This is a genomic window from Citrobacter farmeri (genome assembly GCF_019048065.1).
Classification (GTDB): domain Bacteria; phylum Pseudomonadota; class Gammaproteobacteria; order Enterobacterales; family Enterobacteriaceae; genus Citrobacter_A; species Citrobacter_A farmeri.
Map to the genome: position 1 here is coordinate 4,683,310 of NZ_CP077291.1, position 26,639 is coordinate 4,709,948.

At 48.5% G+C, this 26,639-nt stretch carries 29 protein-coding genes; 12 read left to right on the forward strand and 17 right to left on the reverse strand.

Features of this window, described 5'->3' with window-relative positions; all coding sequences use genetic code 11:
* Positions 1-69 precede the first annotated feature (69 nt).
* From rfaF to I6L53_RS22125, 3 genes are read left to right on the forward strand one after another with little or no spacing between them, the layout of a single operon-like run.
* Positions 70-1,116 carry an ADP-heptose--LPS heptosyltransferase RfaF gene (gene rfaF, locus I6L53_RS22115; RefSeq protein WP_042323308.1) on the forward strand — a complete coding sequence of 349 codons (1,047 nt, stop codon included), beginning with the start codon at positions 70-72 and terminating at the stop codon, positions 1,114-1,116.
* A gap of 3 nt (positions 1,117-1,119) precedes the next feature.
* Positions 1,120-2,082 (forward strand): lipopolysaccharide heptosyltransferase RfaC, encoded by a 963-nt coding sequence (gene rfaC, locus I6L53_RS22120; RefSeq protein WP_042323310.1) that lies wholly within the window; start codon positions 1,120-1,122, stop codon positions 2,080-2,082.
* Positions 2,083-2,093: 11 nt separating this feature from the next.
* Positions 2,094-3,365, forward strand: a complete 1,272-nt coding sequence (locus I6L53_RS22125; protein WP_042323312.1) for an O-antigen ligase family protein — start codon at positions 2,094-2,096, stop codon at positions 3,363-3,365.
* Positions 3,366-3,392: 27 nt separating this feature from the next.
* On the opposite strand, the gene I6L53_RS22130 is transcribed toward I6L53_RS22125, so the two are convergent.
* The 10 genes from I6L53_RS22130 to rfaQ all read right to left on the reverse strand — a co-directional run bounded on the left by I6L53_RS22130 (position 3,393) and on the right by rfaQ (position 13,396).
* Positions 3,393-4,469 (reverse strand): glycosyltransferase family 9 protein, encoded by a 1,077-nt coding sequence (locus I6L53_RS22130; protein ID WP_042323314.1) that lies wholly within the window; start codon positions 4,467-4,469, stop codon positions 3,393-3,395.
* Between the two features lie 36 nt (positions 4,470-4,505).
* Positions 4,506-5,360 carry a 3-deoxy-D-manno-oct-2-ulosonate III transferase WaaZ gene (gene waaZ, locus I6L53_RS22135; protein ID WP_042323316.1) on the reverse strand — a complete coding sequence of 285 codons (855 nt, stop codon included), beginning with the start codon at positions 5,358-5,360 and terminating at the stop codon, positions 4,506-4,508.
* A 181-nt stretch (positions 5,361-5,541) separates the two neighbouring features.
* Complete coding sequence (rfaY, locus tag I6L53_RS22140; RefSeq protein WP_042323318.1) at positions 5,542-6,240, reverse strand: lipopolysaccharide core heptose(II) kinase RfaY; 699 nt, start codon at positions 6,238-6,240, stop codon at positions 5,542-5,544.
* Between the two features lie 13 nt (positions 6,241-6,253).
* The gene (locus tag I6L53_RS22145) at positions 6,254-7,270 is read right to left on the reverse strand and encodes a glycosyltransferase family 8 protein (protein WP_042323320.1); all 1,017 of its coding nucleotides are present in this window, start codon (positions 7,268-7,270) and stop codon (positions 6,254-6,256) included.
* Positions 7,271-7,290: 20 nt separating this feature from the next.
* Positions 7,291-8,304 carry a lipopolysaccharide 3-alpha-galactosyltransferase gene (waaO, locus tag I6L53_RS22150; protein WP_042323322.1) on the reverse strand — a complete coding sequence of 338 codons (1,014 nt, stop codon included), beginning with the start codon at positions 8,302-8,304 and terminating at the stop codon, positions 7,291-7,293.
* A 5-nt stretch (positions 8,305-8,309) separates the two neighbouring features.
* A complete protein-coding gene (gene waaB, locus I6L53_RS22155) occupies positions 8,310-9,407 on the reverse strand; it encodes a lipopolysaccharide 1,6-galactosyltransferase (RefSeq protein ID WP_378078444.1) in 1,098 nt (365 codons plus the stop codon).
* A gap of 42 nt (positions 9,408-9,449) precedes the next feature.
* Positions 9,450-10,373 (reverse strand): glycosyltransferase family 52, encoded by a 924-nt coding sequence (locus tag I6L53_RS22160; protein WP_232231100.1) that lies wholly within the window; start codon positions 10,371-10,373, stop codon positions 9,450-9,452.
* A 41-nt stretch (positions 10,374-10,414) separates the two neighbouring features.
* On the reverse strand, positions 10,415-11,212 hold the full coding sequence (gene rfaP, locus I6L53_RS22165) for a lipopolysaccharide core heptose(I) kinase RfaP (RefSeq protein WP_042323329.1): 798 nt from the start codon (positions 11,210-11,212) through the stop codon (positions 10,415-10,417).
* Positions 11,205-12,329 carry a glycosyltransferase family 4 protein gene (locus I6L53_RS22170; RefSeq protein WP_042323331.1) on the reverse strand — a complete coding sequence of 375 codons (1,125 nt, stop codon included), beginning with the start codon at positions 12,327-12,329 and terminating at the stop codon, positions 11,205-11,207. The genes rfaP and I6L53_RS22170 overlap by 8 nt, the downstream gene beginning before the upstream one ends.
* The gene (gene rfaQ / locus I6L53_RS22175; RefSeq protein ID WP_072015744.1) at positions 12,326-13,396 is read right to left on the reverse strand and encodes a lipopolysaccharide core heptosyltransferase RfaQ; all 1,071 of its coding nucleotides are present in this window, start codon (positions 13,394-13,396) and stop codon (positions 12,326-12,328) included. Before rfaQ ends, I6L53_RS22170 begins: the two co-directional genes overlap by 4 nt.
* 411 nt (positions 13,397-13,807) lie before the next feature.
* Here rfaQ and waaA point away from each other — a divergent pair, with 411 nt between their 5' ends.
* Together waaA and coaD are read left to right on the forward strand one after the other, a co-directional pair.
* Complete coding sequence (gene waaA, locus I6L53_RS22180) at positions 13,808-15,085, forward strand: lipid IV(A) 3-deoxy-D-manno-octulosonic acid transferase (RefSeq protein WP_042323333.1); 1,278 nt, start codon at positions 13,808-13,810, stop codon at positions 15,083-15,085.
* Between the two features lie 8 nt (positions 15,086-15,093).
* Positions 15,094-15,573 (forward strand): pantetheine-phosphate adenylyltransferase, encoded by a 480-nt coding sequence (coaD, locus tag I6L53_RS22185; protein WP_042323335.1) that lies wholly within the window; start codon positions 15,094-15,096, stop codon positions 15,571-15,573.
* Positions 15,574-15,598: 25 nt separating this feature from the next.
* Here the strand turns inward: coaD and mutM are convergent, their stop codons facing one another.
* The 4 genes from mutM to radC all read right to left on the reverse strand — a co-directional run bounded on the left by mutM (position 15,599) and on the right by radC (position 17,863).
* Positions 15,599-16,408, reverse strand: coding sequence for a bifunctional DNA-formamidopyrimidine glycosylase/DNA-(apurinic or apyrimidinic site) lyase (gene mutM, locus I6L53_RS22190; protein WP_042323338.1), 810 nt, complete (start codon positions 16,406-16,408; stop codon positions 15,599-15,601).
* Between the two features lie 98 nt (positions 16,409-16,506).
* Positions 16,507-16,674 (reverse strand): 50S ribosomal protein L33, encoded by a 168-nt coding sequence (rpmG, locus tag I6L53_RS22195; RefSeq protein ID WP_003024094.1) that lies wholly within the window; start codon positions 16,672-16,674, stop codon positions 16,507-16,509.
* 20 nt (positions 16,675-16,694) lie between these two features.
* A complete protein-coding gene (gene rpmB, locus I6L53_RS22200; RefSeq protein ID WP_003024071.1) occupies positions 16,695-16,931 on the reverse strand; it encodes a 50S ribosomal protein L28 in 237 nt (78 codons plus the stop codon).
* A 266-nt stretch (positions 16,932-17,197) separates the two neighbouring features.
* Complete coding sequence (radC, locus tag I6L53_RS22205; protein ID WP_042323339.1) at positions 17,198-17,863, reverse strand: RadC family protein; 666 nt, start codon at positions 17,861-17,863, stop codon at positions 17,198-17,200.
* A gap of 171 nt (positions 17,864-18,034) precedes the next feature.
* Between radC and coaBC the strand changes: the two genes are divergently transcribed.
* The 3 genes from coaBC (at position 18,035) to slmA (ending at position 20,396) form a co-directional block, all read left to right on the forward strand.
* Positions 18,035-19,255 carry a bifunctional phosphopantothenoylcysteine decarboxylase/phosphopantothenate--cysteine ligase CoaBC gene (coaBC, locus tag I6L53_RS22210; RefSeq protein ID WP_094465816.1) on the forward strand — a complete coding sequence of 407 codons (1,221 nt, stop codon included), beginning with the start codon at positions 18,035-18,037 and terminating at the stop codon, positions 19,253-19,255.
* Complete coding sequence (gene dut / locus I6L53_RS22215; protein WP_042323344.1) at positions 19,233-19,691, forward strand: dUTP diphosphatase; 459 nt, start codon at positions 19,233-19,235, stop codon at positions 19,689-19,691. The genes coaBC and dut overlap by 23 nt, the downstream gene beginning before the upstream one ends.
* A gap of 108 nt (positions 19,692-19,799) precedes the next feature.
* On the forward strand, positions 19,800-20,396 hold the full coding sequence (gene slmA / locus I6L53_RS22220) for a nucleoid occlusion factor SlmA (RefSeq protein ID WP_042323346.1): 597 nt from the start codon (positions 19,800-19,802) through the stop codon (positions 20,394-20,396).
* A gap of 39 nt (positions 20,397-20,435) precedes the next feature.
* Here the strand turns inward: slmA and pyrE are convergent, their stop codons facing one another.
* Both pyrE and rph read right to left on the reverse strand, forming a co-directional pair.
* Entirely contained in the window at positions 20,436-21,077 is a 642-nt protein-coding gene (gene pyrE, locus I6L53_RS22225; protein WP_042323348.1) for an orotate phosphoribosyltransferase, read from the reverse strand.
* A 78-nt stretch (positions 21,078-21,155) separates the two neighbouring features.
* Positions 21,156-21,872: a ribonuclease PH gene (gene rph / locus I6L53_RS22230; RefSeq protein ID WP_042323350.1), complete on the reverse strand. Its 717-nt coding sequence runs from the start codon at positions 21,870-21,872 to the stop codon at positions 21,156-21,158.
* Positions 21,873-21,997: 125 nt separating this feature from the next.
* Between rph and I6L53_RS22235 the strand changes: the two genes are divergently transcribed.
* Together I6L53_RS22235 and I6L53_RS22240 are read left to right on the forward strand one after the other, a co-directional pair.
* Complete coding sequence (locus I6L53_RS22235) at positions 21,998-22,861, forward strand: YicC/YloC family endoribonuclease (RefSeq protein WP_042323352.1); 864 nt, start codon at positions 21,998-22,000, stop codon at positions 22,859-22,861.
* Between the two features lie 254 nt (positions 22,862-23,115).
* Positions 23,116-23,733, forward strand: coding sequence for a trimeric intracellular cation channel family protein (locus I6L53_RS22240; protein ID WP_042323354.1), 618 nt, complete (start codon positions 23,116-23,118; stop codon positions 23,731-23,733).
* On the opposite strand, the gene ligB is transcribed toward I6L53_RS22240, so the two are convergent.
* Positions 23,730-25,415 carry an NAD-dependent DNA ligase LigB gene (gene ligB, locus I6L53_RS22245; protein WP_042323356.1) on the reverse strand — a complete coding sequence of 562 codons (1,686 nt, stop codon included), beginning with the start codon at positions 25,413-25,415 and terminating at the stop codon, positions 23,730-23,732. The two genes, I6L53_RS22240 and ligB, sit on opposite strands and share 4 nt — an antisense overlap.
* A 256-nt stretch (positions 25,416-25,671) precedes the next feature.
* Between ligB and gmk the strand changes: the two genes are divergently transcribed.
* The gene (gene gmk / locus I6L53_RS22250; protein ID WP_042323357.1) at positions 25,672-26,295 is read left to right on the forward strand and encodes a guanylate kinase; all 624 of its coding nucleotides are present in this window, start codon (positions 25,672-25,674) and stop codon (positions 26,293-26,295) included.
* A 54-nt stretch (positions 26,296-26,349) separates the two neighbouring features.
* Positions 26,350-26,625 (forward strand): DNA-directed RNA polymerase subunit omega, encoded by a 276-nt coding sequence (gene rpoZ, locus I6L53_RS22255; protein WP_000135058.1) that lies wholly within the window; start codon positions 26,350-26,352, stop codon positions 26,623-26,625.
* Positions 26,626-26,639 lie beyond the last annotated feature (14 nt).

Below are 26,639 nucleotides of genomic sequence, written 5' to 3' on the forward strand. Positions count from 1 at the left end.
GCTTACAAGAGTAAGTGACCGGAGTGAACGCAGGCAGCCAACGCAGAGACAGCTTGAAGGATGAAGTGAATGAAGATTTTGGTGGTAGGCCCGTCCTGGGTGGGCGACATGATGATGTCGCAAAGTCTCTATCGCACGCTCAAGGCGCGCTATCCCCAGGCGATAATCGACGTGATGGCACCGGCATGGTGCCGTCCATTATTATCGCGGATGCCGGAGGTCAACGAGGCAATCTCCATGCCCTTAGGACACGGCGCGCTGGAACTGGGCGAACGTCGCAAACTCGGCCACAACCTGCGTGAAAAACGTTATGACCGTGCTTATGTCTTGCCCAACTCGTTTAAATCCGCACTGATTCCTTTCTTTGCCGGTATTCCTCATCGCACGGGCTGGCGCGGCGAAATGCGTTATGGCCTGCTTAATGACGCGCGAGTACTGGATAAAGACGCCTGGCCGTTAATGGTTGAACGCTACGTGGCGCTGGCCTACGACAAAGGCGTGATGCGCACAGCAAAAGATCTGCCACAGCCACTGCTATGGCCGCAACTCCAGGTGAGTGAAGGTGAGAAGTCATTGACCTGTAGCGCGTTTTCTCTTTCTGACGAACGTCCAATGATTGGCTTTTGCCCCGGGGCAGAATTCGGTCCCGCAAAACGCTGGCCGCACTATCACTATGCAGAACTCGCGAAACAACTCATTGACGAAGGCTATCAGATAGTCCTGTTTGGCTCGACAAAAGATCATGAGGCTGGCAACGAAATACTGGCAGCCTTAAGCGATGAACAGCAGGCCTGGTGCCATAATCTGGCTGGCGAAACGCAACTGGAACAGGCGGTCATATTGATTGGCGCGTGTAAGGCCATTGTCACCAACGATTCCGGCCTGATGCACGTCGCCGCGGCGCTGAACCGTCCGCTGGTTGCACTCTATGGACCAAGCAGCCCGGATTTTACCCCTCCACTGTCACATAAAGCGCGCGTGATTCGCCTGATTACGGGCTATCACAAAGTGCGTAAAGGCGATGCCGCCGAGGGCTATCATCAGAGCCTGATCGACATTACGCCTGCGCGTGTACTGGAAGAGCTCAACAGTCTGCTACTGCAAGAGGAAGCCTGACGAATGCGGGTTCTGATCGTCAAAACATCCTCAATGGGTGATGTGCTACATACGCTGCCCGCACTCACAGATGCGCAACTGGCCATTCCGGATATTCAGTTTGATTGGGTGGTTGAAGAAGGATTTGCGCAGATACCGTCCTGGCATGCCGCGGTGAACCGCGTCATCCCCGTGGCGATTCGCCGCTGGCGTAAGGCCTGGTTTTCCGCCCCGATTAAAGAGGAGCGCAAAGCCTTCCGTGAGGCCGTCCAGGCCGAGCAATATGACGCGATCATCGACGCCCAGGGCCTGGTGAAAAGCGCGGCACTGGTGACGCGTCTGGCACATGGGGTAAAACACGGTATGGACTGGCAAACCGCACGTGAACCGCTGGCCAGTCTGTTCTATAATCGCCGCCATCACATCGCCAGACAGCAGCATGCCGTAGAGCGTACGCGTGAGCTGTTTGCAAAAAGCCTGGACTATCAGAAACCGGTATCGCAAGGCGATTATGCGATTGCGCAGCATTTCCTTGCCGTCGGAAATACGAATGAACAGCCCTATACGGTATTTTTGCATGCCACAACGCGCGATGATAAGCACTGGCCGGAGGCAAACTGGCGGGCGTTAATCGGTCTGTTGGCTGACAGTGGGATAAGCATTAAATTGCCCTGGGGGGCACCTCATGAAGAAGCACGGGCAAAGAGGTTAGCGGAGGGATTCGCTCACGTTGAGGTGTTACCGCGAATGACGCTGGAAGGTGTCGCTCGTGTGCTGGCTGGGGCAAAATTTGTCGTTTCAGTCGATACGGGGTTAAGCCATCTGACCGCCGCACTCGATCGACCCAATATCACGTTGTACGGTCCTACGGATCCAGGACTCATTGGTGGTTATGGGAAGAACCAGGTGGCGTGTCGCGCGCCAGAAAATCAATTAGTCATGCTAAGCGCTGATTCCGTCCGCGACGAGCTCACATCATTATTGTAAAAGGTAAATGAATGCCAACCTTGAGTCTTGCAAGTCCCTGGCGTCACTACGCCACAAAGACATCTTCAGCACTGGAAATAACAACCTATTTGCTCTGCACCATAACGCTGATTGTTGCACTGTTTGATAATACGCTGAGCATGAAGTTATATAATGTCACGGCGATACTCGGTCTGTTGGCGCTACTGTTGCGCGGTAAACCTGAAAGCTATTCAGTGCAGTACTGGCTACTGCCGCTCGCTATTTTGATCATCGGCGCGCTGGACATCGCCTGGTATTCCACCTTTAAGGTTGATAATTCACCTTTTCGCGCCACGTACCACAGTTACCTGAATGCTGCGAAGATCTTTCTCTTTGGCGCTTTTCTTATCCTGCTGGCGCTGACGTCTAGAATTCGCTTTAAGAAAGAATTGCCGCTTTATATCCTGTATTCGCTGTCATTTTTTATCGCGGGATATGCATATTATATAAAAACTACCACCGGCATGGCTCGCCTGGATTTTGGCATTGGCACAGCAACGGGTGCTGCTTATTCCATTATGTTTGTCGGCATTGTCAGCGGGATATCGATTCTCTACGCCCGACGGAATCACCCGATATTATTTTTACTGAATGCGATCGCTATATTCTATGCGCTGGCACTCACCCAGACGCGCTCCACTCTGCTGATCTTCCCGGTGATATGTGCGCTGTCGCTGGTCGCCGGATATATCAAGTCGCCAAAGAAACTCTTCTTTTCAGTAATTGGCTTTTTCATCGCGCTGGTTGTGCTGATTGTCCTGTTTAGTAAGCCGATTTATAACCGCTTCCACGAAGGCGTCTCGGACCTGACACGCTATAGCCAGGGTAATAGCAAGAGTTCCCTGGGCGCACGACTGGCAATGTATGAAATTGGCTTCGATATCTTTAAAGAAGCCCCGCTCGCGGCGAGATCCGCCGATACACGAGCCCAGCAGATGAAAGAACTCGCAAGTGAAGATAAATATCTGCAAGGTGCCCTGGAGTTTTCAAATATTCACTTACACAACGAGTTTATCGAAGCCGCTTCCCTGAAAGGGATCGCCGGGGTACTGTCGACACTGTTATTCTATATCGCGCTGTTCTATACGGTCTATTACCACCGTTCTCTGGGGCTCTTTGCGCTAACGTTAGCGATCGTCGGCACTGGACTCAGTGATGTCATTCTCTGGTCTCGTAGCGTGCCCATCATCTTAATAACCGCGATCGTTCTAATGCTCTTCCTCAAGAAAAACAGATTGCACGGCGATATCGCACCGCAATAAGCTGACCGTCAGAAGTGGGCAATCCCCTCACTTCTGACGCGTTGACAGCAAATCCTCTACCGATTCGGTCAGAACGTCCAGGCTAATATCCTTCACCGTATACGTCGGAGAGACTATCTGCAACGCATTGCAGTTATTCGGTGCCCAGATAAGATGCGAGGGATAGGTTGTTTGTCGCGCATTAGGATACAGCGCGAGCGTGGGAATTTCATATGCCGATGCGATATGGACCAGTGCGGTGTCCACGGAGATCACATACTGACTGAATTTTGTCAGTGCGACAGTATAAATAAATTCTTTAAAGGGCAGTGATTCAATGCCCGGTATTGGAATAGATCGAATATCTTCGGCCAGGCCGGTAAAGATAACCCGGTATTCCGGATAATGTTTACAGAGATGCGAATAAATCGTACTAATCTGTTCACCGGATAATCGACAGATTTTTTTTGCCCCTAACGCATTAATAATAATGATTGGGGAGTCACCGATAAAATCCAGAACGTCTTTTTCAACCGACGCTGGCAACGGTAAATCATAACTGACATCAAATTCATTACGCTCATCGCCATAAAAATGACGCATTATCTCACTTGCTCGCGTACACATGTGCGCCGTTAACATCTCGTCATGTGGATGGTAAACGGTGTAGTAACGTTTATACCACTTATCAAAACCCAGAATATGCGAGTGTCTGACACCAGACAACAACACGCTATGACCAAAGGAGGGCATGGTTTCAAAAGGGTCAAGTACGATATCGAAAGATTCGCCGGAAAGCTGTTTACGTAATGCCAGTACATCACTAATAGCATTTGATTTTTTAATATAAAATTGATGTATTCTGCTATTACCAGAAAGAAATGCTTTTCCCGTTTCTGTGGTTAGAATTGACAGTTTGACACCACGATTAGACAACTCACGATACAGCGAACTTAAAACAATTAAATCACCTAACTTGTTGTTATCATGGATTAACAAACAGGTTTTAATATTATCTGCATTAATTTTATCATTCTTTTTCCGGGTAAAGAAAAAAGACAAAAAATTAATCTTAATTTTATTAATGCAGTATCTTTTTTTCTTATGAAAAGCACCTAAACCCATGCGAGTTACCACACTACAATAAAAAAGAAGTTAACACTAACTTACATAAGAATCAGCACGATCGTGAAGATCATGCGCGTTGTTCATGATACGCGGTTTGGATGACAACGTTGCGACGTCCGTTGCTTTGATATAGGGAATAATATCGTAGCTAATTGCGGTATCGTCAGACAGATTGTAGATGCTAAAGTCATCAACATTCTCACACATAAACTGGAAAAACGGCAGGATTTTAACTAAATCCTTGCTCAATTCAGAAGGCATCGGATTACGACTCTCATCATAAAAGCGCGCACAGCTTCCGGTGATATCTAACCCGGAGCAAATCGTATTGTCATAACCTAATGAATACGCAATCTGCATTGCCGTATATGCCACGGTATGGCATGAGCAGTACCCTAAGCTGATATCCTTACTAAATCCAACCAGTCTTTTACGTTTAGAAGCAGGCACTCGAATTAATAAATTTTTATTCCATTTTGAAAGTATTTCCAGCTTCAGCTTCTTGAACAAACCGCCTTTTTCTCGCTTATAAAATGCACGCAAAATAAAACAATGATTGCGCATATATTTCTTATCATCGTCCGTAGCGGCTTCATAAACATCCATATTGACGACAGTGAATTTGCTCGCCCGACTGAATTGATAAAAATCATGACGTCTTTGTAGCAAAAAACGCGCATCTGTTAAAACATAAATGAAGGGAGTAATACTATTACTGAGCAAGTATTCCGCTGCGCCGTTAACGGTAATGACATCATTGTTCTGCAAAAGAGATAGCGGAGTCCCTCGGGAGGTGGGTCCCGATAAGAAAATGATCGCGTTATCAGATGTTCGGCTGTCGATAAGTTGTTGAACACCTGCTCGAGTTATAAACTTAACATTACTCATATGAAACCTGTAGGTTTATCATGCAACTTAAATCACGATGAATCTTTAAGGAAAGTGTTCATGGTTTATCTTTAGCGAGGATGAATAAAAGTAGGATGAACAGATTTGCTCACAAAACATACGAATTCATTTTTGCATTTTAAATGACCAAATGCAATGTTCTAAATATTCGCATTGAAACTTAGCGCACACTTTTACCTTTCAAGCGACGCAAGAAATTTCGCCATTTTTTCTTATAAACCAGGAGATAAAAACCCAGGTCTTTTCTAGCATTTTCAATACCATAGTGACGTTCTAAATCAATACGATCTTTAGCCATTCGTTGTCGGGAAGGTCTTTTTCCGGACAAATCGATTATTCTTATTTCATCATTTTGTAATATGAAGTTACCTTTATGTGGATCGCCTGAAACCATACCATGCTGATGTAACCCCTGAATAGACTGTTTTATCTTCTCTTTCACTTCGGATGAGATGACGGGCATATCAACCAGTTCAATACCCTCAATATACTCAATAATCATTATGTAAGTATGCACATAACGCAGGGTTTTCACTTCAGCAAGCAAGTAAAAATCATTTAACGCGTCAAACCCTTCCTGTCGAACGCGATCGGTCTGATAAAAAAGCTTTTCGTAGTAATCCCCTTTTACCAGTGACTTAAAAAATCGCTCAGTATTTTTTACTTTAGGGTGAAATACTTTCAGAATATATTTTCCATGGTCAGTATCGATTAACACGACCTTGGTATCCTCAATACTACGAAAGACTTTTAGTATCTTAAGATTGTGTGTTAAAAAATCATTGAAAATATCAATGTATTTTTCACCACCTTGTTTTACGAATACAGCATAGTTTTTAATTTTTGTTTCAGTGATCATAATTATAACGGTATCATTTTGCTAAAATTTTACGATAGAGGTACGTAACGCCTGCAATCATTCCACGCAGATAATGTTTCTGGACCAAAAGGTGCTTATATCTCTTTTTATACTCAACCATCGTTCGTGCGTCTTTGGCTGGAACATCTTTCCATGGAGACTTAATAAAAGCATTAGTATAATAAATTACAGAAGGATAATTTGCCCAAGCATGCCAGGGTTTTGTCGCGCCCGTAAAGTGAATCAACTTAGTCTCAGCGTGGATCACATCTAAATATTTTTCATGCGTTTTGTCGCTTAACTCGCTTTTAATAGTATAAATGGTATTATATTCACGAGGTAGAAAATAAACTTTGTCACGCAGTAATATGTTCAGGACATCCTGATCGGGATATTTAAAAAATATAGCATTCCCATCTTCCCCCGTTAACAGAGATAACGCCCTTTCCGTTAATCGATGTTCAGCCCATTGACGGAGGTTTATCAAAACAACGCCAGAGTTAAAATATCGTCCCTGAAGGTTAAAAGAAGGGAGTCTTTCATTTACCCTGGACTGAATAGAGTCAACATCTTTTACCACAGCAGCGACATTATCATTAAGATCAAGGTTCAGAAGATCATCCAGAGGACCTTTGCAGATGACATCTGCATCAAGATACAGTAATTTATCCAGTTTATGATACAGGTAATCAAAAGCGAAAAGCCGGAAGTACATGGCTCTTGACCAGACCTGTGTTTTTGGCAATATCTCAAGGCATTTGACATTGATAAGATACAATGAAATCTTTATCTTATGTTCTTGCGTCAGCGCTGCAATCTTATCAACGAAACTTTGTGTGTATTTGTCGCAGATGATATGAAAATCAACATTAATATCGTTATGAATTAATACTGAGGTAATAGATACCCCGACACCATCAAGATAGTTCTCATCGATTCCATAAGAGATATGTAATGTGTTATCATTATTATCATAGCGCTCATCAAAAACTTTATATTCTGCTATCTCTATTTCAGGAAATGAGTCCACTGCATCACCTATAATTATTTTTATTTAACAATCTTGGTTTTAAAGTAAAGTACATAGTCAATCAGGCCAGCGAAGTATTGCTTCTGATTAAACATATGCTTTGCCGCATAACGTAACTGATGACTGTTTTTAGGTTTCAGTAATTCAACATCATGCCAGGGTGATAATTTTTTCGCATTCAAAAAGCTCTGCGCAATGGGATAGTTACCCCATTGATGCCAGGGCTTAGTCGGCCCAATATAATGAATGAACACCGTGTTTTCATCCACGGGATTGACCACGTCATGCTTTAATTCGTAATTGATGCTGAACTGGGTGTTAAACTTTTTGCCGATGAAACGCGCCTTGCCGACCAGCAACATATTCAGCACATCCTGATCCAGGTGAGTGATACGCTGTACCATATCCGGATCGCGTAGCATCTCAATAGCCTTACGGGAAACATCCTCTGCGGTCCAGACGGGGAGGTTAATTAGCAAAAACCCCGCATTAAAGTAGCCAGAAACGAGTCCCGGTGTAGCCAGACTGACTGAACGCTTTGTCCACCATTCAGACTCTCCCTCAGCAACGACGGCCGCAATTTCATGCTCAGCAAAGTGGAGGTCAATCAACTCTTGTACACTTCCCTGACAGGCAATATCAGCATCCAGATACAACACTTTATCCGTTTTATCCGCGAAGTGGTCAGCAATAATAAATCGGAAGTACGTAGCATAAGACCAGTTTTTGGTACTCGGCAACGACTTCAACTGTTCACAGTCAACTAAATAGACCACTATCTGGGTGGCATATTGCTTTGCTAACGCCTCGAACCGTTTTTGTTCTTCATGGCTAAATGAGTCAGTAAATACATGAAAAGCAAACGGTGTATTGGGGTTAGCAATCAATATTGACGCAATCGATACACCGCAGCCAAAAAGAAAATTTTTATCGATGCCATAGGCAATATTAAAATTTTTAACGTCACTATGTCCTGCATAGTTGTAATCTAAAGTCTGTTGAATGACTTTTTCTTCAAAATACTTTTCAGTCATAGCGATCACTTATTGATTTTGGAAAAAATTGTATTTCTTAAATTTTGAAAATAGACTTCATTATAGAAGTTGTCTATCGTGGCAGGGATCCGATTATTATCATACTTTACTTGACCTGAAATGGTTTGGTTGAGCAAGTGGATAAACTGCTTGAGATCCTTCGATGGATACAAATCGCCATTAATACCCGGTTTAATCATATCTCGGGGGCCAGACATACAGTCTGAACTAATGCACGGGATACCATACGACATGGCTTCCAGCAGCGTCATCGGAAAACCTTCGAACGATGATGTCAGCAACAATGCCGTGACATTCTTTATCTCGTTTTGCACAACATCCCAGGGAGAGGCCTGCCAGCCATGCCAGGTCAAGCGGTGGCTGATACCCAGTTCTCGCCCATAGGCCTGACATTTTTCAAAATCGGACCCGTCACCTATGACATGCAACCGCCATTCACCTTCTGCTTGGGACAAGCCATCCAACAGATCCTTAATTCTTTTTTGTCCCTCAAACTTCATCCTTCCAACATAGAGAAAAACTGCGGGTTGACCTTCTTCTGGTTGCGGAATAATCTTTGATTTTCTGGATACGGGATTATAAACAACGGTAATATTTTTTTGATCAATACCGCGCGCGATCATTTGTTGTTTTATACCACTGCTGATTGCCAGATGATAATCAGCCGAGCTAACACATTCGGCGTGTTTTTTATGATCCAATGAAAAATGCGGCCAGGAGAATATTGTAAAATCCAGACCCGATTTATTCCGTGCTTTGTTGGCAAACAGGCAAGACAGCACATCAATACAGATCACCACATCGGGTTCTGTTTTCTTTAACCAGCGGCTAAACGTATGAATATGTTTTGCTCGACGTAAAAATCCCAAACGAATTGCAGAGAACGAGCATGAGTAGTTAATACCGTTTAACCATGCCTTATCCATTTTGTCATTCCGACAAAAGAAAAATATTTCACACTGGATATCAGAATGCTCGGTCTGAAAGTAATTGATAACATCCCTGATAACCGTTTCCATTCCGCCAAAACCAGAAACAGCCTCACCAATAAATGCAATTTTTAATCCAGTTTGAACCTGCATTTCATTCATATATGCTTACGGTCTCTCTATTTACCATCGTTGTTATAATTCTACATCGTTAAAGTCAAATCCCAGATGATGATTGAAGCATTGCTTCAATAAAGGACTTTTTAAATTATAGTTCTCGATGGAGGATATGTTGCTGAGATTAATTTGCGTCGTAGTGTTAAATCCATACAATTCAAGTCTTAAACCTTGCTTTAAAAATAACAATATAATATCTTCTGCAATTAATTCAGAGTTTATATTCTCCACATTATCAAATCGATGTGACATTTCTCGCGGATGAGGAATGTAGTAATCTATTTTCCTGGTATCAATAAAACTCTGCACTTTATGTATTAAAGAGACCACTTCGTTTTTCTTATCAATCGCATCTGAATAAACAGTACCCAGCAATATTTTTTTAACAACTCCTGTTCCAGAGTTTTCACTATTGTAGCAAATTAAAGTAATCGTTTCTTTTTTTTCTATAATGTTAGATTTTTCTGGGAATAACGTATAATGTATTTTGTCGAGATTAAGGACATCCTCTTTATGATACTTCCTTCCCATAAGTTTTCGAAAATGCTTTGCCGTGAATGAAACTGTAGAGTCCAGATACATCACGCTTTCTTTATTTATATTATTCGTCCCATCATCGAATGTTCTTATTTCATTAAAAGAAATCACCGACAATATATGATGAATAAGTGGCACATGAAAATTCGCAAAAAAAACGATGTCATATCTTTTATTATATGACATCATAATTTTCTTTGCATATAATGTCCTTTTTAATGTTTTGAGAATTGATGTCTTTTTTGCATTACCTTCGATACTAACATGCTGACAAAATGGTTTTATTTTATTTAAATAACAAAGATTCTTTCCATTCCCGGCGTCACCAATAAATAATAGTTCAACATTATTCAGCCCCTCCTTTTCAATAATAGCTTTTGCAATAAGCAACTGCAAATTAGTCATGCATATGAAGAGAAACATTTAGCATTTTTCATCCTAAATAATTATAATTTTTTCCTCAGTGTTCGTTCTTTTATTCGCTCTGCTTTTGCTTCTGCCTGGATTAACAGGTCTGCTTCATTACGCAATATCTCACGTAATGGCGCCGAAAAATAAACCCGCATAAACCGCCAGATATCCCGCTGCGTCAACCCGATATTCAGCGACGAAAAATAGAGGCCAATCAGGTCCTTGTCACGCCAGCGACGAGGAACTTTCGCACGAATCTGCGCCCTGTGTAGATCAATGACCGAAATCTTTAAGTCTTCTTTATTCTCTGAAAAAGGCAGATGCAACAGGAAGTGGCAGATATAACAATCACGGTGATTAATTCCGCCTGCGTGCATCTTGCGCACCATCGTGGCCACGCGGTCAATGAGCATCCGCTTCACATTTACATCCGGCGGATTCGTAGCCCAATCCGCACAGTAATCTTCCAGACTGATGGTTGGCGTGAGATCTTCGGTAATAATGAACGAGGTTTTGGTGAGGGGGTTGAGCCCCTTCTCACCGAATCCCACCCCATACATGGTATCGACCCCCAAATCCTGGAGCCGATGGATGGCATTCCACTCTCTGTCGGCGCCTAAAACAGGCATACGCAACGAAAGAAGATTTTTGACGATTTCTTTGAGAGAAGTGCCCCGATGCCATTTAAGGAAATAGCTTTTCCCTGCCAGTTCAAACCGCAGCGTTCGACGGGTTTCCAGTTCCCTGAAGACTTCCCCCTGCAGCGTTTTGACTTCCTCAAACGCATCTTTTCCGCGCCATAATGTGGCTAACGGTTCTTTCAATTCAACCATCCAGACCACCTGTAATAATGTCCGCCGCCTTTTCTGGCAGACTGTATAAATCTTGTGTATCCGCGTAATGCCGCGCGTTTTCTGCCCACGCTGCGCGCAATGACGGCTGAGTCAGCGCTTTACGTAAAATGTCGTTCAACGCGTCCTGTCGCCAGGGCTCTTCAATGACATCACCACAGTTAGCCTGCGCAATATAATGCGCATAACCACATACCGCAGAGGTCAACACCGGCAGACCTGCGGTAATTGCCTCCAGCAGAACAATACCTGCCGCTTCCTGATACGCTGGGTGCAGCAACAAGTCCGCGGCAGCCATCAACTCCGCGACATCATTACGTCCCGAGAAAAAATGCACATTACTTCGCACACCGCATTTCTCCGCCAGCGCTTCAAATTTTCGCGGCTTATCCTGGCCGACAATATACAGAAGCGTATTATGCCGCAGCGCTGCCGGCAGTGAAGCAAGCGCTTTAATTGAGCGATCCACCCCTTTACGGGTAAAATCAGAACCGACCTGCAACAATAAATTTTGCTGTTCCGTAATGCCGTTCTTCTGGCGCACTATTTCGCGAGCATTCGGAATTTGCGCGCTGTATTTTCTGTCCGGATAAATCCCCGGAGGGAGAATATGGAAACGTTCCGCTTCAGTTTGATAATGCTTCTGAAAATCAGCAATCTGCGTATCCGTCAGCATTAATAGCTGTGTTGACTTACCCTGCTCAAATGTTGCCCGTTCAAACGCCGCATAATGGCGATAACGAGAAGTCAGCCGATAGAAGAAGCCCTTTTCCTGTGCAACCTTTTCGGCGTAACAAACATCTGCGGCAAAATAGACATCCAGACCGGGCATCTTGTTAAAACCCACGACCCGATCAACAGGATGTTCACGTAAATGCGCCTGCACCCAGGCGTAATATTCCGCATTGCGCCCATGGTTGGTCCGCGATTTAACCGGTACGCGGATGAGCTCAAAAATATCCGGGCATTCACCGTCCCAGGATTGAGTATAAATGCGGACATGATGGCCGCGCGCGGCTACGGTCTGCGCAATGCGCATAAAGTCACGTTGTAATCCGCCGAACGGAAAATACTTATACAAACAAAAAGCCACGATCATACCGGCGCATCCATTTCAATAATTTGCGCGTCCTGCGGCAACATTTTTTCCGTTGCCGTAATCACATCCTCTGCGGGAATAACGGACATATATTTTTTGTCCCGGTCCAGTTCAGATCGTTTAGGCATCGGCTGATAGTCTCCTGCCCAGAACTGAATAATATTGTCAGTCCAGGGACGCCAGAAGACGTGATCTGTCGCACCAAACAAACATATCACCGGCGTTTTAACCGCCGCAGCGATATGCCCGGGCGCGGAATCGACGCCAATGAAAAGAGCGGCATGATCAATCAGTGCGCCTAATTCCGGGAATCGGGTTTTGCCCGCCAGTCCGGTGACTGGTTTGGTTTCGCACCCCTGCGCAATCTCGTCCACACAGGCTAAATCGTCTGCAGAAGGACCTGATGTCAGCACCACCTGATAACCGCGACGCTCAAGAGCATCAATCACGCGGGAAAACTTGTCATTATCCCAGCACTTAAACAATTGCCTTGCCGTGGGTTGAATCACCACATACTGACGAGTCACACCAAGTTGATGCAACTGTCGACGCATGTTGTCCCAGTGCTCAGGCCGATAGCTCATGGTCGTTTCAGTAACAACATGCTCCAGAGCCAGCGGTTTGAGCGCGGACAGTGTGCGTTCGACAACGTGTTCGCCGGAATAGGGAACGAGATGGGTAAAACTCTGTTTCCAGAATGCAGACTGCCGGTTGGCGAAATCCTGGGATATTTTTACTCTTGCACATAAAAAACGAACAATCAGCGCCACAATCCACTGATCGGTCAGATTGATGACCAAATCATATTGGTTGTTGCGTAAAGTCTTAATCAGCGAAAGCGTATTTTTAATTTTTTCTGCCGCCCCTGTTCCCTTATTACTGATGCCATAGAGGGCATTAATCTCGGGGTTTTCTGACAAAATAGGCATCGTATCCTGGTAAAGAAGCATATCGATTTTGGCGTCAGGATAGTTCTGCTTTAGCGTACTGATAACGGGAGTGGTTAATAGCATATCCCCGTGGAAACGCATCTTGATGACCAGAATTTTTCGAAAAGGCTTTTCCACACGCGACTCTTTTGTTGTGATTGTCCGATAAAGTTAAGCAGAAAACAGCACGCTACCGCCCCAGGCTCAACAGCTACCCGATCACTGATATTGCACTGACTTTTACGCGCTAGTGTATCACTTCTTTCGCTGCGATCCGACTTGAATAAATTAACCGCAAAGAGAGTGTTTTTCTTTTTTAAATCAAATTGATATTAATCTTATCATCGCTTTTTACGTCACTGGTTGACTCTGCAAACGACAGCAAGGTCGGCAAAAATCAATAAATGGCATAAAAATGCAAAAAATCTGGGCCAGGCGGGCGGAATTAGTCTGACTTAAAGCTATTTAAGTCAAAAACAGGAAAAGTAATGGTAAAGCCCTGGCTAAATACATAGAATCCCCAGCACATCCATAAGTCAGCTATTTACTATGCTCGAATTGCTTTACACCGCTCTTCTCTACCTTATTCAGCCTTTGATCTGGATACGGCTTTGGGTGCGCGGACGTAAGGCCCCGGCCTACCGTAAACGCTGGGGTGAACGCTACGGTTTTTATCGCCGCCCCCTGAAACCGGGTGGAATTATGCTCCATTCGGTCTCTGTCGGCGAAACACTGGCAGCAATTCCTTTGGTCCGCGCCCTGCGACACCGCTATCCCGACTTGCCGATCACGGTCACTACGATGACGCCGACCGGCTCTGAGCGTGTCCAGTCCGCCTTCGGTAGCGATGTTCAGCACGTCTACCTGCCTTATGATTTACCCGATGCGCTGGGACGCTTCCTGAATCAGGTCGACCCCAAGCTGGTACTGATTATGGAAACGGAGCTGTGGCCTAATCTGATTGCCGCACTGCATAAACGCCATATTCCGCTGGTCATCGCCAATGCGCGTCTTTCCGCCCGTTCCGCTGACGGTTACGCGAAGCTTGGGAAATTTATTCGCCGAATCCTCCGTCGTATCACGCTCATTGCGGCGCAAAATGAAGAGGATGGTCAGCGCTTTGTGACGCTGGGCGCGAAGAGCAATCAGGTGACTGTCACCGGCAGTCTGAAGTTCGATATTTCCGTAACGCCACAACTCGCCGCGAAGGCGGTTACACTGCGTCGCCAGTGGGCGCCGCATCGACCTGTGTGGATAGCGACCAGTACCCATGATGGCGAAGAGAGTATTATTATCGCCGCACATCAGGCATTGTTACACCAGTTCCCCAACCTGCTATTGATTCTGGTCCCGCGTCATCCGGAACGCTTCCCGGATGCGATTAACCTCGTGCGTGAAGCCGGACTAAGCTATACAACACGTTCCTCCGGTGAAGTGCCTTCGGCCAGTACGCAGGTCGTTGTAGGTGATACGATGGGTGAACTGATGCTACTTTACGGAATTGCAGATCTGGCGTTTGTCGGAGGATCTCTGGTTGAGCGTGGCGGACATAACCCGCTGGAAGCCGCGGCACATGCGATTCCCGTGCTGATGGGGCCTCACACCTTCAACTTCAAAGATATCTGCGCCCGTCTGGAACAAGCCAGCGGTTTAATTACGGTCACCGACGCCACAAGCCTCGCCAAAGAGGTTTCCTCTTTACTGACCGATGCCGATTATCGTAATTTCTATGGTCGTCACGCAGTTGAGGTTCTCTATCAAAACCAGGGTGCGCTACAGCGCCTGCTACAGCTGCTGGAACCTTATCTGCCACCGAAAACGCATTGAGGGCTGTTATGCAAAAACGGGCGATTTATCCAGGCACTTTTGATCCGTTGACGAACGGCCATATCGATATCATCACGCGCGCTACGCAGATGTTTGACCATGTCATTCTGGCGATTGCGGCAAGCCCTGCTAAAAAACCAATGTTCACCCTTGAAGAGCGCGTTGCGCTGGCTCATCAGGCCACAGCCCATCTGCCCGGTGTTGAAGTCCTGGGCTTTAGCGATCTGATGGCGAATTTTGCGCGTGAACAGCAGGCCAATATCCTGATTCGTGGATTACGCGCCGTTGCAGATTTTGAATACGAAATGCAGTTGGCTCATATGAATCGTCATTTGATGCCGGAACTGGAAAGCGTCTTTCTGATGCCTTCTAAAGAGTGGTCCTTCATCTCGTCGTCACTGGTGAAAGAAGTGGCCCGCCATCAGGGCGATGTTACCCACTTCCTGCCAGAGAATATTCATCAGGCGTTATTGGCTAAGCTCAAATAGCGTCCCTGAGTCGGGACGCCTCACCTTATTTCTGGCACTGCCGACAATAGTACGTTGCACGCTGTGCGTGTTTCGATGCCACAATCGGCGTTCCACACACTCTGCACGGTTCGCCTTTGCGGCCGTAGACCTGTAACTCCTGAGCAAAATAGCCCGGTTTACCATCGCTTTGCAGAAAATCTTTCAGTGTCGTCCCGCCCTGTTCGATTGAGCGCAGCAAAACAGCCTTAATCACACGCACCAGCAGTTCATACTCAGCCTGCGAAAGCGACGACGCCAAACGATCGGGATGAATGCCGGCAGCAAACAAGGATTCGCTGGCATAGATGTTCCCGACCCCCACCACAAGTTTGTTATCCATCAGCCAGGGTTTAATTGCCGTTTTCTTCTTCGCGCACTTCTGTTGCAGGTATTTACCGTTGAAATCATCACTCAATGGCTCAGGACCAAGATGCGCCAGCACGTTGTGTCCTTCGAGTGCTGTCGTCCACAGCCAGGCACCAAAGCGACGGGGATCGGTGTAGCGCAGGACTTTACCATTACTCATCACCAAATCGACGTGGTCATGTTTTTCTGCCGGAAGTTCTTCAGGAAGAATACGCAAACTGCCCGACATCCCCAGATGGATGATGATCCAACCATCGGGTAGTTCCAGCAGAAGGTATTTCGCGCGACGCTGAACGCTGAGCACCGGTTTGTCGCTCAGACGGTAGATCTCCTCTGATACCGGCCAACGCAAACGTCCATTACGCACAATGGCATGCAGAATGGTTGCCCCAACCAGATGCGGTTCAATACCGCGGCGGCTGGTTTCGACTTCAGGTAATTCAGGCATAACGTCTCCGGCTGTGTATCAGGTCTCATTAATATGGGGATGGCCAGAAAACAAAAAACCCCGCCGAAGCGAGGTTTTTTGTTACAACAAAGCGAGAATTACTTAATTTTCGCTTCTTTGTAGAGAACGTGCTGACGGACAACTGGATCGAACTTTTTCAGTTCCAGTTTTTCCGGCTTAGTACGTTTGTTCTTCGTGGTGGTATAGAAGTGACCAGTACCAGCAGAAGAAACCAGCTTGATCTTCTCACGAATACCTTTAGCCATGATTTATTTCCTCTTAGTACTTAGTACTTTTCGCCACGGGCACGCAGTTCAGACAGAACTGTTTCGATGCCTTTCTTATCAATTACACGCATACCTTTAGCAGATACACGCAGGGTGACAAAACGCTTTTCGCTCTCAACCCAGAAACGGTGAGAGTGCAGGTTAGGCAGAAAACGGCGTTTAGTCGCGTTCAGTGCGTGGGAACGGTTGTTACCGGTCACCGGACGCTTGCCAGTAACTTGGCAGACTCGGGACATGTCTATTCTCCAAAAATCAAATTAGCTCGAGCTTCGTATGGGGTATCGGCGCCTCGTCAGGCTTTACAGCCCGGTCATCGCGGTTCTACACCTCATCCTCCAGGCTGCCTTAACGCAACGTGAATGATTGGGTGTCTAAGTGAACACTCGATTGCCAGGCCCAAATGCCAAACCCGAGATTCTCAAAGGTGGCGTAGTATACGCTGAGTCAGCGATGTGCTCAAGTCCCGAACAGACAAAGATCCCGATGGATCGCGCAAAGTGCGTCAAATCCAACCCCGTTCCGCAAACGAAACGTACTCTCCGCGTCCAATGACAAGGTGATCAAGCACACGGATATCCATGAACTGACAGCATTTTACGACACGCTCGGTGATAAGTTTATCCGCTTTACTCGGCTCTGCACACCCCGACGGATGATTATGAGCAAGGATCAACGCAGATGCATTGATTTTTATCGCTTCACGAATAATTTCACGCGGATGGATCTCAACATGGGTGAGTGTGCCAGAGAAAAGGCGGCTATGTTTAATGACATGGTGTTGAGAATCGAGAAAAACCACCATGAAAACTTCTCGCGCTTCCCCCGCAAATTGGCTCTGCAAAAAATCCCGTGTTAACACCGGGCTGAGTAACGGGTTCGTGCCTTTTATTTGCACTTCATAAAAGCGCCGGGCCAGCTCCGCGATACCTTTAAGCTGCGCATACTTTGCTACGCCAATCCCTGTCACCGCGCTGAATTGCGAGTAGTCTGCCGTCAACAAGCTATAGAGAGAGCCAAAATGTTCCATGAGCTCTTTTGCCAGCGTAAAAACATCTTTCCCTGGCGTTCCTGTCCGTAAGAAGAGCGCCAGCAGCTCGCCATCCGTCAGCGTGTCCACCCCCAGAGCCAACAATTTTTCCCTCGGCAGTACATACTCCGTAGTTTCCATTCCCACCTCCTTGTGCCAGCACGAATGGTGGCATAGCCCTGAGCGGGAATCGACGCACAATTTCCACTCCTGCGTAGCGTCTCGCAAAGTGATTCATGGGTGAACGCACGACAGTTTACGGATTGTGATAAAATATCCGCCTTCTGGTGTAATCCAACAGGAATGATCATGATGAGCCTGGCCGGTAAAAAAATCGTTCTCGGCGTCAGTGGCGGCATTGCTGCCTACAAAACCCCTGAACTGGTGCGTCGTCTGCGCGAACGCGGTGCCGATGTTCGTGTGGCAATGACCGAGGCGGCTAAAGCCTTTATTACCCCACTCAGCCTACAGGCGGTCTCCGGATATCCCGTTTCCGATAGTTTGCTGGATCCCGCGGCAGAAGCCGCGATGGGCCATATTGAGTTGGGGAAATGGGCTGACCTGGTGATTCTCGCCCCAGCCACCGCAGACCTTATCGCGCGTGTCGCAGCGGGTATGGCAAACGACCTGGTGTCGACGATTTGTCTGGCGACACCTGCCCCCATTGCCGTTTTACCGGCGATGAACCAGCAGATGTACCGGGCTGCAGCGACGCAGCATAATCTGGACGTTCTGGCCTCCCGTGGCCTGCTCATCTGGGGACCTGACAGCGGTAGCCAGGCATGCGGTGACGTGGGGCCGGGCCGCATGCTGGACCCTTTGACGATTGTCGATATGGCCGCGGCGCATTTCTCCCCTGTCAACGATTTGCAACATCTCAATATCATGATTACCGCGGGGCCGACGCGCGAACCGCTCGATCCGGTACGTTACATTTCCAACCACAGCTCCGGTAAAATGGGGTTTGCCATCGCCGCAGCGGCCGCCCGCCGTGGGGCGAATGTCACGCTGGTCACCGGCCCCGTATCGTTACCCACGCCGCCTTTTGTACAGCGTGTTGATGTGATGACCGCTCTGGAGATGGAAGCGGCGGTGCAATCTGCGGTTCAGCAGCAACATATTTTTATCGGCTGCGCTGCCGTAGCAGACTATCGCGCCGCCGTTGTCGCACCGGAAAAAATTAAAAAGCAGGCAACACAGGGTGATGAATTTACAGTAAAAATGGTCAAAAACCCGGACATCATCGCAGGAGTTGCCGCACGTAAAGACCATCGTCCCTACGTCGTTGGGTTTGCCGCGGAAACAAATAATGTGGAAGAATACGCCCGGCAAAAACGTATCCGTAAAAACCTTGATTTGATCTGTGCAAACGATGTTTCGCTTTCAACTCAAGGGTTTAATAGCGACAGCAACGCTTTACACCTTTTCTGGCAGGATGGAGATAAAGTCTTACCGCTTGAGCGCAAAGCACTCCTGGGCCAATTATTACTCGACGAGATCGTGACCCGTTATGATGAAAAAAATCGACGTTAAGATTCTGGATCCGCGTGTTGGCAAGCAATTCCCGCTGCCGACGTATGCCACCTCCGGCTCCGCCGGACTTGACCTGCGGGCTTGTCTCGATGACGCCGTAGAACTGGCGCCGGGCGCTACCACGCTGCTGCCTACCGGGCTGGCGATTCATATCGCCGATCCGTCTCTCGCTGCCGTCATCCTGCCGCGTTCGGGACTGGGCCATAAGCATGGTATCGTACTGGGTAACCTGGTGGGGTTGATTGACTCCGACTATCAGGGGCAACTGATGGTCTCCGTCTGGAACCGCGGTCAGGACAGTTTCACCATTGAGCCGGGTGAACGTATCGCCCAGATGGTCTTTGTACCGGTCGTGCAAGCCGAATTTAATCTGGTGGAAGAGTTTGATGCCACCCACCGTGGTGAAGGCGGTTTCGGCCATTCTGGTCGTCAGTAAGAAAGTTACGCATCCCGATAACGTCATAACATCACCGCAAGCCATGTGTTTGCGGTCATAGTGCGGATGCTCGCCTGCAAGTGCTTATTTTCAGGGGTATTTTGTAACATGGCAGAAAAACAAACTGCGAAAAGGAACCGTCGCGAAGAAATACTTCAGTCTCTGGCGCTGATGCTGGAATCCAGCGATGGAAGCCAGCGCATTACAACGGCAAAACTGGCGGCTTCCGTCGGCGTTTCCGAAGCGGCGTTATATCGCCACTTTCCCAGCAAGACGCGCATGTTCGATAGCCTGATTGAGTTTATCGAAGACAGCCTCATCACTCGTATCAATTTGATCCTGAAAGATGAAAAGGATACCCACGCACGTCTGCGTCTGATTGTGTTATTGATTTTGGGTTTCGGCGAACGCAACCCTGGCCTGACGCGTATCCTGACCGGGCATGCGCTGATGTTTGAACAGGATCGTCTGCAAGGACGTATCAATCAGTTGTTCGAACGCATTGAAGCGCAACTGCGCCAGGTGCTGCGAGAAAAGCGGATGCGTGAAGGTGAAGGATACACGACGGATGAAACGTTGCTGGCAAGCCAACTTCTCGCCTTCTGCGAAGGTATGCTGTCGCGTTTTGTACGTAGTGAATTCAAATACCGTCCAACAGATGATTTTGACGCCCGTTGGCCGCTGCTCGCCTCACAACTGCAGTAATATCTGCCGGATAGCGCACGCGTTATCCGGCCATCCTGGTTAAACGCCAAACGCTTCCCGATACGCCCGCACCGCCGCCAGATGTTCTGCCATTTCCGGTTTCTCTTTCAGATAAGCAATCAGGTCTTTCAGGGTAATGATGGAAATTACCTTACAGCCATAATCACGCTCGACTTCCTGAATGGCGGAAATCTCGCCACGCCCCCGCTCCTGACGATCCAAAGAGATCAGCACGCCAGCCAGCGTCGCGCCATTGGCCTGGATAATTTCCATCGATTCCCGGATTGCCGTACCGGCGGTGATCACGTCATCTACCAACATCACGCGGCCCTGCAATGCGCTGCCAACCAGATTGCCACCTTCTCCATGATCTTTAGCTTCTTTGCGGTTAAAGCAGTACGGCAGGTCTCGATCGTGATGCTCCGCCAGCGCGACCGCCGTAGTGGTCGCAATGGGAATACCTTTGTAGGCCGGGCCAAAAAGCAGATCAAACTCAATACCAGAATCCACCAACGCTTCGGCGTAAAACCGGCCTAACAGTGCCAGATCGCGCCCGGTATTAAATAGCCCGGCGTTGAAGAAATAGGGGCTCTTGCGCCCGGATTTCAACGTGAACTCGCCAAACTTGAGTACCTGTTTGTTAAGCGCAAACTCAATAAACTGGCGTTGATAGGGTTTCATGGATTCGCTCCTCATTTCACTTTCATCATTGACAAAATCTACGGACAAAAAAAAGGCGACTCATTGGTCGCCTTAAAATCAATTTTCTAACGCCGCCTTCTGCGTCGTGACAATGGATTCGATTCCCCCTCGGGCCAGTGCCAGCAAGGTGAGAAGTTCTTCATGGCTGAACGGCTCGCCTTCTGCCGTCCCCTGCACTTCAATGATTCGCCCGTCTTCGGTCATCACCACGTTCATGTCGGTTTCCGCCGCCGAGTCTTCAACGTACTCCAGATCGCAGAGCGCTTCGCCGTTGACGATCCCTACGGATACTGCAGCAACCATCCCTTTCATCGGGTTGGTTTTCAGCTTACCGCTGGCCACCAGCTTGTTCAACGCATCCGCCAGCGCAACGCAGGCTCCGGTAATGGAGGCTGTACGCGTACCGCCATCGGCCTGGATCACGTCGCAGTCCAGGGTGATGGTGAATTCACCCAACGTTTTGAGATCGACCGCGGCACGCAGTGCACGGGCGATCAAACGCTGAATCTCCATCGTACGACCGCCCTGCTTGCCCTTTGCGGCTTCGCGCGCGTTACGGGTATGCGTTGCACGCGGCAACATGCCATATTCAGCAGTGATCCAGCCCTGGCCCTGACCTTTCAGAAAACGCGGTACGCCTTCTTCAATCGAGGCTGTGCACAGCACTTTGGTATCTCCAAATTCGACCAGCACCGAGCCTTCAGCATGTTTTGTATAGTTACGGGTCAGGGTTACGGGACGCACCTGATTAGCGCTACGGCCTGCTGGACGCATATTGAGATCTCCGGCTTGAAACGAATGTGGCTGCGCATTATACGGACTTCCGGCGGTTATTCCTATCCTGACAAGGCCGGGATGGCTATAATCCCCCCATCTCTCCTTTAAAAACAGGAACGTCTATGATCCGCAGTATGACCGCCTACGCCCGGCGTGAAATCAAGGGTGAATGGGGTAGCGCCACCTGGGAAATGCGCTCGGTAAACCAGCGTTATCTGGAAACTTACTTTCGTCTGCCGGAACAGTTCCGTAGCCTTGAGCCTGTTGTTCGCGAACGCATCCGTACGCGCCTGACGCGTGGAAAAGTTGAATGCATGCTGCGCTTTGAGCCCGATGCCAGCGCGCAGGGCGAACTCATCCTGAATGAAAAGCTCGCAAAACAACTGGTGAATGCGGCCAACTGGGTCAAAATGCAGAGCGATGAAGGGGAAATCAATCCGGTCGATATCCTTCGCTGGCCTGGCGTGATGGCGGCACAGGAACAGGATCTGGATGCCATAGCCGCTGAAATCCTGACCGCACTGGACAGTACGCTTGACGATTTCATCGTTGCTCGCGAAACGGAAGGTCAGGCATTGAAAGCGCTGATCGAACAACGTCTGGAAGGCGTCAGCGCTGAAGTCGTTAAGGTCCGCGCCCATATGCCAGAAATTCTGCAATGGCAGCGTGAACGTCTGGTCGCGAAGCTCGAAGACGCTCAGGTTCAGTTGGAAAATAACCGTCTGGAACAAGAACTGGTCCTGATGGCACAGCGAATCGATGTGGCAGAAGAACTGGATCGTCTTGAAGCCCATGTCAAAGAAACCTACAACATCCTGAAGAAAAAAGAGGCAGTGGGCCGCCGTCTGGACTTCATGATGCAGGAATTTAACCGCGAGTCGAATACGCTGGCGTCGAAATCCATCAATGCGGAAGTGACCAATTCCGCTATTGAACTGAAAGTCCTGATCGAGCAAATGCGCGAACAGATCCAGAACATCGAGTAAGGTGTCTTTACGCGTAGCCCGTCAGTCAATGGCGGTGCTACATTTTTCACAAATTACGCTGATTCGCATCTATCGTCAGTTTAGTTTTTCTTATCCATTTTACTGACAGAAAAAACCTCATATCGCATACCACCTAAGAAAAATGGTAATTTCGCATTACCTGACGTTATTAAAAACCACTCGCCTTAGAAAATCTCAATCGTGACGATGAGTGCAAATCGTTACTCTTTGTCCCCTCAATACTGGGGGAAGTCATGCTGTTACATGTTTTGTACCTGATCGGAATCACTGCTGAAGCCATGACCGGCGCGCTGGCGGCGGGTCGTCGTCGGATGGATACATTCGGCGTCATCATTATTGCCACCGCGACGGCCATCGGAGGCGGATCTGTGCGCGATATTCTGCTCGGACACTATCCTCTGGGCTGGGTTAAACATCCCGAATACGTGATTATTGTCGCCACCGCGGCAGTCGTGACAACGATTGTAGCTCCGGTCATGCCCTATCTACGCAAGGTGTTCCTGGTACTGGATGCCCTGGGTCTGGTCGTCTTTTCCATCATTGGCGCCCAGGTGGCTCTTGATATGGGCCATGGGCCGATCATTGCCGTCGTTGCGGCGGTCACCACCGGCGTCTTCGGTGGGGTGCTGCGCGATATGTTCTGTAAACGTATTCCACTCGTTTTCCAGAAAGAGTTGTACGCTGGTGTCTCATTCGCCTCTGCCGTGCTTTACATTGTCCTGCAACACTATGTTTCTAATCAGGATATTGTGGTTATCTCAACCCTGATGTTTGGCTTTGTCGCCCGACTGCTGGCGCTGCGCCTTAAGCTGGGTTTGCCCGTATTTTACTACCACCACGAAAGCCACTAAGGGATAAAGCTCTCAATACGCTGGGCCGCCAGCCAGTGGCTCAGTTGCTTAACTTCCGCGTTGTTCAGCCATGCCATTACCTGACGTGCGCGACGTGGACCGACCGCCGGAAGTTGTTGCCAGTACGATTCCGTTCGCCCTGACAACTGTGACCATGAACGATCGCCGCTGGCATTGAGCGCCGCCAAAGGTAACGGGATGCCCAGCGCCAATATCCAGCGAATAAATGGCTGTTTTCTCACCAGATTAAATTGATGCCACACCTGCTCACTCTTCGCTTTCGCAAAGCCCGGCGTGCGCTGAATCTGCTCCTGAGTTAAAGTCAGCCACGAAAAGATATGTTCAAAGTGATGCTGCTGATGAAGCGCCCTCCAGCCCGCCTCACCAACACCATCCAGCTTTAGAACGGCGTCAGAGCCTACCCAGACCAGGCGGGAGATAAACTGCTCCTGACACGATGCAGAAGCAAAAAAGCAGGTTAATGAGTTGAAGCGATTTTCAGGCGGTAACGGTTTAGTTCGCTCTGAACTCCGCCAGACAACATCGTCAATGCGCGGGATCCCCTGTCCGGCAAGGCTCACCAGAATCTGATCGCCAGGGGCGATATCCCACTCTTTCCAGCGACTGACGGAACCGATATTCACTCGTTGCACCCGTTTATCGTCCAGCATGACGGGGGCCAGTGTCGCCACAACAGCAACTTTTCCGCTTTTGCCAACTGTAAATTGAATCGCAGTGACCTCAGCCACCTGCGCAACGGGCGGGTATTTCCAGGCAACCAGCCAACTCCCTTGTCCCGGTAGCCACTGGCGAGAAGCTGGCTCTTTGTCCATCCGCACAACTACCCCATCAGTGACGAAGGGCAATGCGGATGTCCACCAGTGCGTACGCGCTCGATCCACAGACTCTACATTGTCAGCCGGCAGCGTGAATGCCTTCGTGAGCGTGAACCCCGCTGCACTCAACTCGTTTACTCTTTCGGACATTGTCTGCGGGCCATCAGGCCAGGCCCAGATAAAAATCCCCAGTGATGATAAGTCGCTGACGTTGCCCTTACGCATCAGCAGACCCGCTACCTTCGAGCGCGCATTCATTCCACCCATTTTTTGCTGGATATGCCCTTCCTGTTGCAGAAAGATCTCGCCCTGCAACACGCTGTTTGCCAGCGCGCCCAACACAGTTTGCGGCACTGCAGGGATCTGTTTTACTTTTTGCGTCCAGTCTTCGCCTTTCAGGCCATCGCCACGGCTGATCGCCTGAGTCAGTTTGCCCTGTTGGTATTTCAGCGTAACCGCCACGCCATCAACCTTCGGCTGCACCCATAAATTGTTGTGTTCACGCATCCATTGCTGAACTGCTCGCTTGTCAGCCAGCTTTTGAACTCCGGTATGGGCAACAGGATGGGGGAGCGTGCCACCTGGAGCGGGCAACGTCAGGCTGGGCGGAGCATCGTCAGCAAAGCAGTGCTGCCACTGGAGCAGTCGCGCATGCAGTTGATCGTAGACGCCATCTTCAATCGCACTCACGCCCTCTTTCCAGTAGGCGTCATCCCACTGTGTAATTTGCCGTTGCAAACGAGAAATCTCTTCGTTAGCTCTGGCTGCCGACCATACCGGGCATACGGCTAAGACCTGCGAGTGCCACAACCATACCCCCATCAATATCGCTGCCCCTGTTTTCATCGCCACCTCCGCTGTACGTTGCCAGGCAGGTATAGCGCGTTGCATGACTTGTGCCGAGCGACAAAAGTGAAGATTGCGTTCAGGCTTCCAGCGATTCCACTCATTTGCAGCGAATGTTGCGTAAACCTGGAAACAGATGCGCAAAAAGCAATAATCTGGCGCAAAAAGTGTGACAAAGTCTACGTCGCGTAGCGGCGACGTGTATAATAAGCCCGTATGTAGGTTCATATTCGATAATCACATACGTAAAATACTCATGGCTCAAGGCACGCTTTATATTGTTTCTGCCCCCAGTGGCGCGGGTAAATCCAGCCTGATACAGGCTTTGTTAAAAACCCAACCGTTGTATGACACCCAGGTTTCTGTTTCGCACACCACGCGCGCTCCGCGCCCGGGTGAGGTTCACGGCGAACATTATTTCTTTGTGGATCATGACGAATTCAGAACCATGATTGGCAACGACGCGTTTCTGGAACACGCTGAAGTTTTTGGCAATTACTACGGCACCTCGCGTGAAGCCATTGAACAAGTACTGGCCTCCGGGGTAGATGTCTTTCTGGATATTGACTGGCAGGGCGCGCAACAAATTCGCCAGAAGATGCCGCAAGCACGCAGTATCTTTATTCTGCCGCCGTCTAAACTTGAACTGGACCGCCGCTTGCGGGGTCGTGGACAAGACAGCGAAGAGGTGATTGCAAAACGTATGGCGCAAGCTGTTGCAGAAATGAGCCATTACGCCGAATATGATTATCTTATTGTGAATGATGACTTCGACACCGCTCTGGGCGATCTGAAGACCATTATTCGCGCCGAACGTCTGCGCATGAGCCGTCAAAAGCAGCGTCATGACGCTTTAATCAGCAAACTGTTGGCAGACTGAACTCACTTTCAGTATTATGCCCAGTCATTTCTTCACCTGTGGAGCATTTAAAGTATGGCACGCGTAACTGTTCAGGACGCTGTAGAGAAAATTGGTAACCGTTTTGACCTGGTACTGGTCGCCGCGCGTCGCGCTCGTCAGATGCAGGTAGGCGGAAAGGATCCGCTCGTACCGGAAGAAAACGATAAAACTACCGTAATCGCGCTGCGCGAAATCGAAGAAGGTCTGATCAACAACCAGATCCTTGACGTTCGTGAGCGCCAGGAACAGCAAGAGCAGGAAGCCGCTGAATTACAAGCCGTAACCGCGATTGCTGAAGGTCGTCGTTAATCACAAAGCGGGTC